Source organism: Priestia sp. YIM B13486 (assembly GCF_042787865.1).
GTDB lineage: Bacteria > Bacillota > Bacilli > Bacillales > Bacillaceae_H > Priestia > Priestia megaterium.
On record NZ_JBHZOZ010000012.1, the window covers coordinates 124,990 to 139,501 of the forward strand.

Annotated in this window: 11 protein-coding genes; 9 read left to right on the top strand and 2 right to left on the bottom strand. The window is 37.7% G+C overall.

The window, feature by feature from the left end; genetic code table 11:
• The first annotated feature begins 2 nt into the window (after positions 1 to 2).
• The gene (hemY, locus tag ACFX4G_RS23515; protein ID WP_025751394.1) at positions 3 to 1,424 is read left to right on the top strand and encodes a protoporphyrinogen oxidase; all 1,422 of its coding nucleotides are present in this window, start codon (positions 3 to 5) and stop codon (positions 1,422 to 1,424) included.
• Positions 1,425 to 1,586: 162 nt separating this feature from the next.
• A complete protein-coding gene (locus ACFX4G_RS23520) occupies positions 1,587 to 2,156 on the top strand; it encodes a TetR/AcrR family transcriptional regulator (protein ID WP_013081690.1) in 570 nt (189 codons plus the stop codon).
• 52 nt (positions 2,157 to 2,208) lie between these two features.
• Here ACFX4G_RS23520 and ACFX4G_RS23525 read toward each other — a convergent pair whose 3' ends face one another.
• Positions 2,209 to 4,380, bottom strand: coding sequence for a peptidoglycan D,D-transpeptidase FtsI family protein (locus ACFX4G_RS23525; protein ID WP_097825014.1), 2,172 nt, complete (start codon positions 4,378 to 4,380; stop codon positions 2,209 to 2,211).
• A gap of 280 nt (positions 4,381 to 4,660) precedes the next feature.
• Here ACFX4G_RS23525 and ACFX4G_RS23530 point away from each other — a divergent pair, with 280 nt between their 5' ends.
• The 3 genes from ACFX4G_RS23530 (at position 4,661) to ACFX4G_RS23540 (ending at position 9,481) form a co-directional block, all read left to right on the top strand.
• Positions 4,661 to 5,950 carry an ABC transporter substrate-binding protein gene (locus ACFX4G_RS23530; protein WP_377577329.1) on the top strand — a complete coding sequence of 430 codons (1,290 nt, stop codon included), beginning with the start codon at positions 4,661 to 4,663 and terminating at the stop codon, positions 5,948 to 5,950.
• 149 nt (positions 5,951 to 6,099) lie between these two features.
• A complete protein-coding gene (locus ACFX4G_RS23535) occupies positions 6,100 to 7,920 on the top strand; it encodes a cache domain-containing sensor histidine kinase (RefSeq protein ID WP_230184783.1) in 1,821 nt (606 codons plus the stop codon).
• Positions 7,898 to 9,481: a response regulator gene (locus ACFX4G_RS23540; RefSeq protein ID WP_043981725.1), complete on the top strand. Its 1,584-nt coding sequence runs from the start codon at positions 7,898 to 7,900 to the stop codon at positions 9,479 to 9,481. The genes ACFX4G_RS23535 and ACFX4G_RS23540 overlap by 23 nt, the downstream gene beginning before the upstream one ends.
• Before the next feature lie 38 nt (positions 9,482 to 9,519).
• Here ACFX4G_RS23540 and yhfH read toward each other — a convergent pair whose 3' ends face one another.
• Positions 9,520 to 9,651, bottom strand: a complete 132-nt coding sequence (gene yhfH / locus ACFX4G_RS23545; protein WP_013055337.1) for a protein YhfH — start codon at positions 9,649 to 9,651, stop codon at positions 9,520 to 9,522.
• 228 nt (positions 9,652 to 9,879) lie between these two features.
• Here yhfH and ACFX4G_RS23550 point away from each other — a divergent pair, with 228 nt between their 5' ends.
• From ACFX4G_RS23550 to ACFX4G_RS23565, 4 genes are all read left to right on the top strand, one after another.
• The gene (locus ACFX4G_RS23550) at positions 9,880 to 10,611 is read left to right on the top strand and encodes an MBL fold metallo-hydrolase (protein ID WP_230184782.1); all 732 of its coding nucleotides are present in this window, start codon (positions 9,880 to 9,882) and stop codon (positions 10,609 to 10,611) included.
• A gap of 15 nt (positions 10,612 to 10,626) precedes the next feature.
• Positions 10,627 to 11,616, top strand: a complete 990-nt coding sequence (gene lplA, locus ACFX4G_RS23555; protein ID WP_043981727.1) for a lipoate--protein ligase — start codon at positions 10,627 to 10,629, stop codon at positions 11,614 to 11,616.
• Between the two features lie 169 nt (positions 11,617 to 11,785).
• Positions 11,786 to 13,318, top strand: coding sequence for a fatty acid--CoA ligase family protein (locus tag ACFX4G_RS23560; RefSeq protein ID WP_377577334.1), 1,533 nt, complete (start codon positions 11,786 to 11,788; stop codon positions 13,316 to 13,318).
• A 35-nt stretch (positions 13,319 to 13,353) separates the two neighbouring features.
• Positions 13,354 to 14,130 carry an enoyl-CoA hydratase-related protein gene (locus tag ACFX4G_RS23565; RefSeq protein ID WP_043981729.1) on the top strand — a complete coding sequence of 259 codons (777 nt, stop codon included), beginning with the start codon at positions 13,354 to 13,356 and terminating at the stop codon, positions 14,128 to 14,130.
• Positions 14,131 to 14,512: the final 382 nt, after the last annotated feature.

Consider the following 14,512-nt stretch of genomic DNA (forward strand, 5'->3'; position numbering starts at 1 on the left):
ACATGACGGATAGACGAAAAAAGGTTGTCATCATCGGTGGAGGAATAACAGGTCTTTCAGCTGCCTATTATTTGCAAAAAAAAATAAAGGATCATCAGCTGCCAATTGATCTTCAACTAATAGAAGCGACGCATCGGCTTGGTGGAAAAATTCAAACGGTCAAACGAGACGGGTATTTATTTGAAAAAGGTCCTGATTCATTTTTAGCGCGTAAGCTAGCTGCTACAAAACTGGCAAAAGAAGTAGGGTTAGGCAGGGAGTTAGTCGGAAATGAAAAAGGAAAATCCTATATTCTAGTAAAAGATACACCGCATGCGCTGCCTGATGGTGCTGTAATGGGGATACCAACCAAGTTATCTCCTTTTATCACAACAGGGTTATTTTCACCTGTTGGCAAGCTGCGCGCAGCAGCTGATTTTTTTATACCGAAGACAAAAAATCAGGATGACCGTTCGCTAGGCGTATTTTTTAGAAGACGGTTTGGTGATGAAGTTGTTGAAAATTTAATTGAGCCTCTATTATCAGGAATTTACGCAGGAGACGTTGATCGCTTGAGTTTACGATCAACATTTCCACAGTTTCTGCATGCTGAACATAAGTACAGAAGCTTAATTGTTGGAATGAAAAAGCTAAAAGAAATTCACCCACAGCACGGTGATGATTCGGAGTTCAAAAAAAATAGTGTTTTTTTAACATTAAAAGAAGGTCTTCAATCGCTAGTAGATGGGGTAGAAAAAGCAATAGATCCTGATATTATTACAAAAGGAATAAAAGTAGAGAAAATTTATAAAGAAGATACCGCATATGAATTGTCGTTAAATAGCGGGAAAGTCATAAAAGCAGACAGCGTTATTGTAACTTCTCCTCATGCAGCTGCTCAGTCTATGCTTTCAGAATATAAAATATTCGAACCGTTGAAGCATATGCCTTCCACTTCAGTAGCTACTGTTGTGATAGCCTTTGCACAAGAAGCGCTGCAAGACAATCTAGATGCAATGAACATCGCCGTTTCAAGAAATAGCGATTACACGATTACGGCGTGCACATGGCTAAATAAAAAGTGGCCGCATGCGGTTCCGGAAGGAAAAGTGCTGCTGAGATGTTTAGTTGGACGAACCGGGGATGAAGCTGTGGTGGATCAGCCTGACGATGAAATTTTCAAAATTGTCCTGGAGGATTTGAAGAAGCTCATTACAATTTCTGCTGAGCCTGAATTTTACGCGGTAACGAGATGGAAGCAGTCAATGCCTCAGTATACGGTCGGACATCACGATATGCTAGATACGATGAACGAACAGCTTGAAAAAGAGCTGGCCGGTCTTTATGTAGCGGGAAGCTCATACGAAGGTCTGGGTATACCAGAATGTGTAGAGCAAGGAGAAGATGTGGCTAAAAAAGCGGTTAAATATGTGCAGCAACTGTAGAAGTGGAGCGGTGAATCAATGCTCCGCTTTTTTGTCTACTACCTGTAGAGAAAGGTTATACTAAGAGAAGAGATTGTGGTTGAAAAGCAAAAGAAACTTATGCTATAGTAAAACCGTACTTGTTGACTGAAATATTCATTTGGTCAGAAAGAAGGGGATAACGTGGCGATAGACCGAAAGCAATCAGTTGTTGATGCAGCGTCAAAATCATTTGCGCTGTTTGGATATAAAGCAACGACTATGGAGCAAGTGGCGAAGCTTGCAAATGTCGGAAAAGGAACGATTTATACTTTTTTTAAAAACAAAGAAGAGTTATTCGATGAAATTGTGACACGAATGATTCGAGAAATGACAGATGCAGCTGAAACTGTCATTGATAGCAACCGTCCTTTTTTTGAAAATGCCCAAGCAGCCATTTTTCGAATCTTAGAATTCCGGACTGAGCATCAGCTCATGCTGAAGCTGGTACAGGAACAGCAGTTAGGCACTACAGCAGTGCAAGAAGTGCTGGTACGAGTAGAAGAAGAGATTTTGACTTATATAAAAAACAAAATCGAAATTGCGATTTCTAAAAAAGAAATCAAACCGTGCAACCCGGAGCTCACAGCTTTTTTACTATTTAAAATGTACATTGCACTCGTCTATGATTGGGAAAAACGGCATGAGCCGCTTTCAGAAGAAAAAATTGCTGAATTAATTGAACTATACTTTTTACGCGGTCTGTCTCAGTGAGATGGGCTTTTTTCATAGAAAAAACAAAAAAGGTCTCATGACGAGACCTTTTTTATTGTTCATTATCATCTTTTTTTACGCCGTTTAATTCTGTATTTCCTGTTTTTGCATCTTCTTCTTTTTGCTCTACTTCTTTTTCGCCTTCTTTTTTAAGGTCGAAGTAAGCTTTAATAGAATCACCTGTAATAGTTTTACTTAACGTGTTAGATGTACCTGCTACATAAGCAGAAGGAATAACAACCGCTACTGCTACTTCCGGATTATCATAAGGCGCGTATGAAACGAATGTAGAGTTACGTACGCTTACACCTTTGTTAAAGGTTTCAGCTGTCCCGGATTTACCAGCAATGTTATACTGACGATATTTCCCTAAATTAAGTAAACGCCCTGTACCATGTGAGCTTGTGACTACGCGGCGGAAGCCTTCCTTAACAATGTCAATTTCCGATTGACTCATTGTAATACGGTTTAATACTTCCGGCTCAAACGAGCTTTGTACGCTTCCTTTTAGTTCGCTATCAAGCTCAGGCTCACGAATTTCTTTTACTAGATGGGGTTTCATACGATAGCCGCCGTTTGCAATCGTTGAAATGTATTGAACAAGCTGAAGCGGTGTGTACGTATCATACTGTCCAATACCAAAATCTAGCGCTTTACCTGGTTCATTTGTGACGCTGTTACGAATACCCGTTGATTCGTTTTCTAATTCGATGCCCGTTGAAATTCCAAGACCAAACTGGCTATAGTATGAGCGCAGCTTATTAAAGATAGACGGTGGAATGTTCAGTCTGCCGCCAGGGCGGTACGTTTCACCAGCCATGCTCATAACCGTACGGTACATGAACACGTTTGATGATTGTTCTAGCGCTTTTTGGATTCCGGTAGCTCCCATATTATGTGAAGACTTTTTCTTAGTGCCCCCAGCAAATGTCATCGGTGCATCATAAAACACCGTTCCGGGCTGAATAGCGCCTGAGTCAAGACCTGCAAGAACAGTAGCTCCTTTTACAGCCGAACCTACTTCATAAGAAGTGGTCATGTTACCAAGAGCAAAATCTTGTACTTTTCGTGTTCCGGTCTTTTTATCTGTAACGAGCTGTTTTCCGCCCATTGCTAAAATGTCTCCTGTATGAGGGTCCATCATAATGGCAAACGCTCGGTCCATTAATCGTGAACCAGCAGCTCCAGATGTCACGGCTTTTGTTAAAATATCTTCGACTTGCTTTTGAAGCTCCATATCAATTGTTAAAATCAAGTCACTGCCGCGCTGACCTTCAGTAACGGTCTCTTGGCTCACTAGGTTGCCAGAGCGGTCTGTTACGTTTTGCACGCGGGCTTTTTGACCGCGAAGAACGTCTTCGTACTGCTTTTCTAAATAACTTTTTCCTACTCGGTCGTTACGGCTGTAGCCGTGTGATAAATAGTACTGTAAGTTTTCGCTTGGCAATCCTTCATCTGCCGATGTGATTTTACCAAGCAGCGTGCTAAGTAAGCCGTCGTATGTATACATACGGTCCCAGTAAGTTGTCGTATCGACGCCTGGTAAGTCACCCAGCTGCTCACTAATGACGGCAAGCTCTTTATCGGTTAATCCGCTTTTAATAATTTGCGCGGTTAACGCGTAGCCGCCTTCCATCTTGCTTTTAATAGCAATCACTTCAAGGTCATCTTTCACCGATAGAAGTTCGTTTTTTGTGATGCGCTTTAGCTGAAGAGGATATAAATCATCTTCAGAAAGTTGACCTTCTTTTACTTTTTGCTTATCCGCTGCGGTAATTTTTTTCGCTGCTGCTTTTGGATGAGTTGCAATCCAGTAATCTTTTAAGTCGCGTTCTGTTAGCTTAATCGTATTTTTATCTTTCTTTTTAGCCGATTTGCCAAACACGTCTGTTGTAACAGGAACATCAATAAGAGTGGCAAGCTTTTTAGCTACTTTTAGCTTGTCTTCTTGAGTGACGCCTTTCAAACGCGTGTACGTGACAGCGTTCAACGGTTTATTATCCACGATAACGCGGTCATAGCGGTCTAGCATCTTTCCGCGAGGAACCGGTGAATCTACCGTTTCATCTTCTGTTTTTTCAACTTCTCGTTTATAGTTCTCTCCGTACACGATCTGTACGAAGCCTAATCGTAAAATGAGTGCAGAAAAAAGCAGGAAAACCACAATAAACAGCCAGTTAATTCGAAATGAGACATGTGTTTTTTTGCGCTTTTTAGTTTTCATGTAAACCCCTTCACTTTGTTTATACAAGTTAAAAAAATTCATAAATTTTCTTATGAATCTATCACTCTACATATTAACATAATTTTGTCTATAAATGTTATTAGGTGGAATAAAACAGACAAAAAATTTATAGAAATTTTTGCGAAAGAAGAGAGATCTGTCGAAGGGTGCTGAAGGGGTTGTTCAATATTTTCCACTCGGTTGTTCAATATTGTTACCTGTTCAAATGTCCTAGAATCGGTAAAATAAAGAGAGATAGATATCAAGGGGGGCAAAACGAATGAAAATGAAAAGGCTTTCAATAATGTCTGGCGTGTTAGCAACATCACTTTTATTTGCGACAGCATGTTCAAACTCAGGTACGGATTCAAAAGCAAGTAAATCAACAGGCTCAGGTGATCAAGTTGTTATTGATATGTTCCAGTTCAAAGTGGAAATTGCAGATCAGCTGAAAGAATTAACGGATGAATATACAAAAGAACATCCAAACGTAAAGTTTAACATCCAAACAGTCGGCGGAGGCGCGGACTATGGTGCAGCATTAAAAGCACAGTTTGCCTCTGGAAATGAACCTGATATCTTTAACAATGGAGGGTTCCAAGAAGCGCAAACGTGGAAGGATAAATTGGAAGATTTATCTGATCAGCCGTGGGTAGATAATCTGTATGATATCGCCAAAGAACCGATGACAATGGACGGGAAAATTTATGGTCAGCCGCTAAACTTAGAAGGTTATGGTTTTATTTATAATAAAGATTTATTTGAAAAAGCAGGCGTTAAAGAATTACCTAAAACGCTGTCAGAATTAGAAGCAGCTTCTAAGAAGCTTAAAGCAAAAGGCATTACGCCATTTTCTAATGGATACGGCGAGTGGTGGGTGCTAGGTAACCACTTATTTAATATTCCAATGGCACAGCAAGACGATCCAGATGCGTTTATTAAAGGTCTAAACGAAGGAAAAGCAAAATTTGAAGGCAATGAAACGTTTAAGCAATTTATGAATCTGTTCGACTTAACGTTAAAGTATGGAAATAAAAATCCACTAACGACAGACTACAATACACAAGTTACTCAATTTGCTTCTGGTGAAACAGCAATGATGCAACAAGGTAACTGGACGGTAAATATGATTACGAAAATTAATCCGGACATGAAAATGGGCTTTATTCCAATGCCAATCAGCAACGATGTAAAGAAAAATGATAAACTAGCAATCGGAGTTCCAAATAACTGGGTAGTGAACAAAAATGCGCCAGATGCAGATAAAAAAGCAGCGAAGGAATTCTTAAATTGGATGGTTTCTTCTAAAGAGGGTCAAAAATTCTTAGTTGAAAAGTTCAAGTTCATTCCAGCGTTCAAAAACATCGATGGAAAAGGAATCGATTCTTTATCTGATGATATCTTAAAATACTCTGAAGAAGGTAAAACATTATCTTGGAACTGGTTTAAGTATCCGGAAGGAACGGTTCAAGAAGTCGGCGCAGCAATGCAGTCTTACGCAGGCAAGCAAATGACAGAAGAAGAATTTATGAAGAAATTAGATACAATTTGGGCAAAAATGAAAAAATAAACAAAAAGTCCGCGTGGAAAACGCGGACTTTTTGATGTGAAAAAATAGCTGGTTAGATTCATAGTTATGAAAAAATAATAGTCAATTGAAAGCGCTTTTAATGTATAATAATAGTCATAATGTATGACATTAGTCAAAGGAGGTTATTTGTGAAAGGCTGGAGCATACGCAAGAAATTAATTTTGTTTTTCTTATTCGCAACGGTTATTCCATTTTTAATTTCAACGATTTTTACGTATCAATACACAAAAGAAACGGTTAAGAACCGATTTATTTCTACCAACTATCAAGTTATTAAAAACGGAAGCAATGATTTGAGCGATTACTTAAATGAAATTGCTAATATTACAAAAAGGCTGTACGGCTACCACCCATTTATTAAGGTGTTAGATGAAGGTGTATCAAGTGACTTAGGAGCCAATCAACTGGAAATATCACGGACTCTTCTTTATTTATATAATACTCGTCCAGAGATTGAACAGCTCCATCTTTACATTGAAAACGGGCATGACTCGTATACAGCTTATAATTCGAAAGTGAGCAGCAGAGGAAAGTACGATGATATTTACACTCAGCCTTACTATTCTTATTTAAATAAAAATCATAAATTTCTTGTGATTGAGCCTACCCATGAAATTTATAGCTACAATAATTTATCAACGTTAATTGATTCACTGCCGAATCAAGTTATTAGCTTTCATCAGCGGATTGATGAGATTCCATCAGACAAGTTGTTAGCTTATCTATCTTTAGACATTAATATGACACAAATTCAATCTATATCGCAGCGTCTATATAATGAAGAGTCAGAAGATTTTTATTTAATGAACAATAAAGGGAAGGTTTTGTATTCCTCTGATTCAAAGGTTATTGGAAAAAATGAAAACTACGCGTGGGTGAAGGCGCTCACTTCTCAAAAAGACCATAGCATGGAATGGGAAGATAAAAGCTTCTCAGGCGTATTAATGTATGAAAAGCTTAAACAGCCCTTTGAGGACTTGTACATTGTGAAACGAATTCCTTACAGTGTTTTATATGAGGATGCAAGAAAGACAGCACTTATGAATGTATTAATTGGCCTGCCATTTTTGTGTATGCTCGTTATCGCTACGCTTTTTATATCAGTACGTTTTACACAGCCGATTAACGTATTGATTCGCAATATGAAAGAAGTGGAAAAAGGATCATTTGAGGTGCGGTTTAAGTCGCTTGGAAACGATGAATTTGGTGTGTTAGGAAGGCATTTTACCTCTATGGTAGAAACAATTAATGACTTGATTGAACGTAAATTTCGATTGGAATTAGAAAATAAATCAACGCAGCTAAAAGTACTGCAGTCACAAATTAATCCGCATTTTTTATACAACGCATTTCAATCGATTGGAACTCTTGCTCTTAAGCATAAAGCAGTTGAAGTATATTCTTTATTAACCTCACTTTCGCACATTATGCGTTACAGCATGAATATGAAAGAGGATATCGTTAGCTTAAAGCAAGAAGTCGATCACGTAAAAGCTTTCTTAAGTCTGCAAAAGCAGCGGTTTGGTTCAAAGTTTGAGTATGAGTTAAATATCGAAAAAGAAGCAGAGCTTATGCGAATACCGAAAATGATTTTGCAGCCTCTTGTTGAGAATTCTTTTAAGCATGGATTCGAAACCCGTACAGGAAGCGGAAAGCTGCTGATTTCAGCGGATTTGAACGGTGAAGAACTGATTCTAACGGTTTCTGATAACGGAAAAGGGATAGGGCAACAAGAGTTGAATCAATTAAAAACGGGACTTCAGCAATCGTATAATCAAACAGATGAGCATATTGGGTTGCAAAACATTTATGAACGACTTCGCATCTACTATGGAGATCATGCTTCAATGCAAATTACCAGTCAAGAAAATCACGATTTTACCGTTGTCATAAAGCTAACAACAATTGAAGAGAAGAGGGATAGTGATGAAAGTATTAATCGTGGATGATGAAGAGCATGTAAGAGAAGGAATAAAGCTGCTTGGACAGTGGGAAGAGCATGAAATTACAGATGTGATAGAAGCTGATAGCGGTGAGCAAGCGATTGCGCTTATCGAGGATCACGGACCGGAAATCATTTTTACTGATATGAAGATGCCTAATATCGATGGCATTGCTTTGTTGGAGTGGATTAAAGAGAATTCGCCTTCTAGCAAAACGATTGTGGTAACAGGGTATGATGACTACCACTATATGCGTAAAGCTATTCATTTTGGAAGTACGGATTATATTCTAAAACCAGTGGATCCTTCGATTTTAAACGATACGCTTATACGAGCTGTAACCCAATGGAAGAAAGAAGAAGAGTCCAGAAAAGTCCATAATAGCAGCTATCGTTTAATCAATGAAATGAAGCCGATTTATCGAGATCGAAAACTGACGCAGTTAATGAACAATTATTTGCTAAATCAATCAATCTATGAAGAGTTTGGTTTCCATCTGACTAGAGAGTATGAAGTGGGGATTGTACGTGTAGATGAATCCATCATTCGTTCTTTTGGCGGTGACCGGGATTTAGCCTATTTTTCAATTTTAAATGTAATCAATGAAATGCTGATGGCAGAAGAAAATGGGGTAGCCTTCCGTTATTTATCAAATAAGTGGGAAATTATTATTATATTTTGGAATGATTTTGAACGCATAACCTCTTTACTGACGACTTTACATACAGCCATTCGCCGTACGCTAGACGTGAGCTGTCGGATTGCAAGAGGGTGCAAAGTTTCTTCTATTGATCAGCTAATGAAATCCTATGAAGATGCGAAAAACTCGCTTTTATTAAGCAATGTTCTTGATCAAAATAAAGTGAAGGTCTACGGCGAGCAAGACGTTTTAGCAAGTGCTTTATTAATAAATATGATGGATTATAATAGTAAAATTGAAGAAGCGCTGCAAGTCGGGAAGTTTGAAGCCTTTTTGCCGGTATTCAACGAAATTATCACAGCTTTTGAAGCACAAAATTATCTCTCATTAAAGCAAATTCTGCATTTTGAGCAGGAATATCAGCTGTTAAGCCAGCATTGGTTAAAAAGATATCACATTCCTTATACGATAAATAACGGTCCTGAATATGTTCTTTCTTTTTTCTATAACCAAGATGGGCAGTTTCAGCTAGCAAAGTATGTAGAGAGAAAGAAGCGTGAAGTAAAGCGCTTTTTAAAAGTAGTAAAAAGGTATAGCAAGAAAAACAATCGCGACGTTATTTATGAAATCGAACAATATTTGCAGCAAAATTTTCATCGAGATGTGAAGCTTCAAGAAATATCGGAACGTTTCTATCTAAGCCGTGAATACATTTCGAGGAAGTTTAAGCAAGAATTTCAAGAAAACATTTCAGATTATATGGTGAAAGTCAGAATGAATAAAGCCAAATCACTTTTACTAAATGAAGAACTAAAAATCTATGAAATTGCGAATATGATTGGATATCATGATGATAAATACTTTCGAAAAGTGTTTAAAAAAGTAGAAGGCATTACGCCAAACGAGTATCGCAGTTTGACCGTATAAAAAAAGCTGAAACTGTTATAAAACAGTTTCAGCTTTTTTTATTTCATGATATCTAGACAGTGATCACATTTGTTTCCGTAGCATTCATGCTGTTCCTCAATGTCGTTTCCGCATTCTACGCACTTTTTATTGGGTAATCTTTTGAAAAATTCAGTCATTTTTTCTAACATTTTAAATCCCCTCCGTTGTTTTTGTTACTAACATTGTATTATAACAGATGACAAAATGTCAATTATGTTTTATAACAATTTAGCCTATTTTGCTATTCTAAGTGGTTATTTGTTATATAACAATGAGTTATTTCGATAAAATCGCCGAAACGCGTGCCTTTCAGTTAGTTTTCAAAAAAAAGTAGGGTATACTGAACGTAATAAAAATAGTACGAAAGGGTGATTGAAATGAAAGTAACTGTTATTGGTTTTTGGGGAGGATATCCGGCTGTTTCAGAAGCTACTTCTAGCTATTTAGTGGAGCACGATGGATTTCAGCTGCTTGTTGATTGTGGAAGCGGTGCATTGGCTCAGCTGCAAAAATATGCAAAGCCAGAAGAAATAGATGCTATAATTTTATCTCATTATCATCATGATCACGTGGCTGATGTCGGAGTATTTCAATATGCACGCCTCATTCAGACTCATCTAGGAAACGCTGTTAAGGAACTTTCTATTTATGGACATACATATGATCAGGAAAGCTTCAACAAACTTACTCATAAAGGAATTACTAAAGGGGTAGAGTATGATCCGAGTCAAAAACTTGAAGTTGGGCCTTTTACCATCGAATTTATGAAAACGAAGCATCCAGTCGTTTGTTATGCCATGAGAATAAGCGTCGGCAATCAAACTGTCGTGTACACAGCGGACTCTAGCTATTTAGAAGAGTTTATTTCCTTCTCAGACGAAGCAGATCTTCTCATTTGTGAATGTAATTTTTATGCTAACCAAGATGGAAGAGGCGCTGGACACATGACAAGTACAGAAGCCGGTACACTTGCTTCAAAAGCAAGTGTCAAACACCTCATGCTTACTCACCTTCCGCACTACGGAGAACATCAACAGCTAGTAGAGGAAGCTGCTGCTCATTATAGAGGTACGCTTACGTTAGCTGAATCAGGATATGTATGGGAATAACAAGGAGGAAAATGAATGTTATTTATTGATAATCAAAAAAACTATGATCCCCGAATTAACTTAGCAATTGAAGAGTATGCGCTCAAGCATCTAGACATTAATGAGACATATCTGCTGTTTTATATTAATGAACCTTCTATTATTATTGGGAAAAACCAGAACACCATTGAGGAGATTAATACAAAATATGTTGAAGATCAGCAAATTCATGTAGTGAGACGTCTGTCTGGAGGCGGGGCCGTTTATCATGATAAAGGAAATTTAAACTTCAGCTTTATTACGAAAGACGATGGAAATAGCTTTCATAATTTTAAAAAGTTTACCGAGCCGGTCGTGGAAGCGTTAAAGAAATTAGGAGTTAATGCCGAGCTAAGCGGACGAAATGATTTAATGGCTGAAGGACGGAAAATTTCTGGAAATGCTCAGTTTTCAACGAAAGGGAGAATGTTCAGCCATGGAACTCTTCTTTTTGATTCAGAGATTGAAAACGTCGTATCAGCGTTAAAAGTAAAAAAAGATAAAATTGAATCCAAAGGCATTAAGTCTATTCGAAATAGAGTAGCAAATATCAGCGAATTTTTAGAACAGAAAGTAACGGTGGAAGAGTTTAGAGAAATGCTGCTTCGATATATCTTTGACGGAGAAGAAAATATAACAGAATATAAACTAACGGAAAAAGATTGGGAAACGATTCATCAAATTTCTAAAGAGCGCTATCAGTCATGGGATTGGAACTATGGAAAATCACCTAAATTTAACTTACAGCACTCTCACCGCTTTCCTGTGGGACAAATCGACGTTCGTTTAGAAGTGAATAAAGGAAAAATCGATGCTTGCACCATTTACGGAGATTTCTTTGGAGTGGGAGATGTCGAGGAAGTACAGGAAAAATTAACAGGTGTTCGTTATGAAAAAGCTTCTATTGAACAAGCCTTAGAAGACATCGATATTCCACATTATTTTGGTAATATTACAAAAGAAGAGTTTGTTGAATTAATCTATTAAGAAAAAAGTCTGCTACATCAGGCTTTTTTTCTTTTTAAACAGATGAGTCTTGTCAATGGAACAGCAGTAACATTATAATAGAATAGAAGAAGTAAGAATTTTTACATTATTATGACTTAATAATGAATGGTTGTTCATTCATTCATTATTAAAAGGAGGAAGTTATGAGATGAATTTGTCAGCACAGCTTCATAAAACAGCTGAGCAATTTCCACAAAAATCGGCATATGTTTTTATGGACCAGGAAACATCTTATGCAAATCTTGATGCATCGGTATCTAAGTTTGCTGATGGTCTGAAGCAATTAGGTATAAAAAAAGGAGATCATATCGCTTTGATTGTCGGCAACTCGCCTCATTTTGTGATTGGATTGTACGGTGCTCTTCGAGTAGGAGCTACTGTTATACCTATTAATCCTATTTACACAGCGGATGAAATTAGCTACATGCTTCAGGATGGAGATGTAAAAGCAGTTATTGCGGTTGATTTACTTCTCCCTATTTTAAAGAAAATCATTGGACACACTCCATTTTTGGAACATGTTATCTTATGTGAAACGACAGATACAGTGGAAAATATACCTTCTTATTTTCACACGTTTTCGCAAGTTATAAACAGAGGAGAAGCTACATATGATTTTCTGGAGTTAAAAGAAGAAGATGTGGCTATCATTCTGTATACGTCAGGAACGACTGGAAAACCAAAAGGAGCTATGCTTACACATAAGAATATTTATTCAAATGCTCAAGACGTAGCAGATTATTTAAGTATAAATGGGAATGACCGAGTCGTAGCTGCTTTGCCGATGTTTCACGTATTTTGTTTAACTGTTTCATTGAATGCGCCTTTAATGAATGGAGGAACGATATTAATTGAACCAAAATTCAGTCCATCTTCTATATTTGAATTAATTCAAAATCGACAAGCGACTATTTTTGCCGGCGTTCCCACAATGTATAATTTCTTACTTCAGCATGACAAAGGGAAAAAAGAGCACTTTCATACGGTAAGGCTTTGTATATCAGGTGGGGCATCAATGCCGGTGGCACTTCTAACCAATTTTGAACGTAAGTTTGGGGTAATGGTAGCAGAAGGGTATGGATTATCTGAGGCTTCTCCTGTGACGTGTTTCAATCCGATTGACCGAGAGAGAAAAGCCGGTTCTATAGGCACATCTATTATGAATGTTGAAAATAAAGTGGTGAACGAACTAGGAGAAGAAGTAGAAGTAGGACAAGTTGGCGAACTTATCGTCAAAGGCCCTAACGTGATGAAAGGGTATTACAAGCTTCCAGAAGACACGGAATATGCTCTCCGAGATGGTTGGCTGTATACAGGTGACTTAGCAAGAATGGATAAGGAAGGTTATTTTTATATCGTTGACCGTAAAAAAGATTTAATTATTGTAGGAGGATATAATGTTTATCCTCGCGAAGTAGAAGAAGTGCTATATGCGCATCGGGATATTGTAGAAGTGGCTGTTATCGGAGTCCCTGATCCTTCTTTAGGTGAATGTGTGAAGTGTTACGTGGTTTGCAATAATCAAGAGATAACGGAAGAGAAGCTTATTGCCTATTGCAAAGAGCACCTTGCTAAATATAAAGTGCCAAGTGAAATTGAATTTTTAAAAGAACTTCCTAAAAATACAACGGGAAAAATTTTACGTCGTGCATTGAAGCAGCAAGTATCTCAGGAACGATAAAATGAAAGCGATTCCAAGTTGGAGGTGGTAAAAGGATGTCATCTATTTCTTATGAAATGAAGGGACACGTCGCCCATGTGATCCTGAACCGTCCGGAAGCGATGAATGCTTTTAATTACGATATGCTTAAAGAATTGGAAGAAGTAATTGAAGGAATTCGTATTCAAAAAGATATTCGAGTTGTGACGTTTAAAGGAGCAGGTGAAAAGTCTTTTAGTGTAGGGGCCGATTTAAAAGAACGTAAAACTCTCTCTGATCAAGAGGTAAAGCGCAATATTTACAAAATAGGAGAAGTGTTTTCGAAGATAGAGCAGCTTCCGCAGCCAACGATAGCAATCATCAATGGATATGCATTTGGAGGAGGAATGGAGCTGGCTTTAGCATGTGATTTCCGGATTGCTTCAACCGAAGCGCTTATGGGTTTAACGGAAACAAGCTTAGCGATTATACCAGGCGCAGGAGGAACACAGCGTCTCCCTCGGTTAGTTGGGGAAGCAAAAGCAATGGAACTCATTTTAACAGCTCAGCGTCTCTCAGCATCAGAAGCGAAAGAATGTGGTCTAGTAACGAAGGTGGCTCCCGGATATGAAATAGAAGAAACAATAGATATTTTTATCTCTCTTTTATTGAAAAATGGGCCAATTGCACTTCAGCAAGCAAAATTTGCTATTAAAGAAGGAATGAAGGCCGATTTGCAGACTGGTTTGCAAATTGAACGAAAAGCATATGAGTTAACGATTCCGACAGAAGATCGTCTCGAGGCGCTTCAAGCATTTGCTGAGAAGAGAAGACCTAGTTTTAAAGGGAAATAGGAAAGGGCTGTCTAATGGACAGCTCTTTCTTAGTTTCTTCTATAAGAATAATAAAAAAGAATACGTAAAAGCGCAGGAGCAAAGAAGGCGAAGTTACAGCTGGCTTTTGTCTATAATACGTTGCAGTAGTCGTTGTTCAAATCTATAAATAATAGTTTTTAATTTTTTCTTTAAAAACCGTTGACTTTAGTTAAAATATATTTTATTATTATAAAGCGTCGTTGAGACATACCGTTAACAACGAAGCTAAAAAAAAGAATTTTAAAAAGTTGTTGACATTATGTTGATAACTTGATAAGATGATGAAGTCGCTTAAGAGCGGCGGTTGAACTTTGAAAACTGAACAAAGCGACAAACGTCAACGTTAATTTTTATTTTTTAA